General features: G+C 65.7%; 1 protein-coding gene. It reads left to right on the top strand.

The genetic code is table 11. From position 1 onward, the window contains the following. Positions 1 to 31: 31 nt before the first annotated feature. Positions 32 to 674: ABC transporter permease (locus tag R6V09_RS54285; RefSeq protein WP_442810328.1), on the top strand; the 643-nt coding region annotated here is incomplete at its 3' end.

Raw genomic sequence — 674 nt, 5'->3', positions numbered from 1 at the left:
TCGCCAAGTACGCCGCCAACGGAACCCGGTGATGAGCATGACCCAGCACGCCGAGCCGGCGGTGACCTCACCGCCGGCCCCCGGCCCGAAGGAAACCGACGGCCGGACCTCTGAACGGCCCCTGGTGGTACGGCTGTTGGCGCGTCCTGAGATCGGTGTCTTTCTCGGTGCGGCAGCGGTGTACGTGTTCTTCCTGATCGCTGCTCCGCCGGTGCGGGACGGCGCCTCGATGGCGAACATCCTCTACAGCTCGTCGACGATCGGCATCATGGCGCTGCCGGTCGCCCTGCTGATGATCGGCGGGGAGTTCGACCTCTCCGCCGGTGTCGCGGTCATCACCTCCGCGCTGACCGCGAGCATGCTCAGCTACCAGCTCACCATGAACGTGTGGGTCGGTGTGATCGTCGCCCTGCTCGTGTCGCTGGGGGTCGGTTTCCTGAACGGCTGGATGGTCGTCAAGACCGGCCTGCCGAGCTTCCTGGTCACCCTGGGCAGCTTCCTGATCCTGCAGGGCGTCAACCTCGCGGTCACCAAGCTGGTGACGGGGAACGTGGCGACCGACGACATCAGCAACATGGACGGCTTCGGCCAGGCGAAGAAGGTCTTCGCGTCGTCGTTCGACGTCGGCGGTGTCAACGTGAAGATCACCATCGTCTACTGGCTGGTGTTCGCGG

Source organism: Streptomyces sp. W16, assembly GCF_033194735.1.
GTDB lineage: Bacteria > Actinomycetota > Actinomycetes > Streptomycetales > Streptomycetaceae > Streptomyces.
The sequence above is the reverse complement of the archived record's forward strand: the minus strand, read 5'-3'. Positions and strand labels throughout refer to the sequence as shown.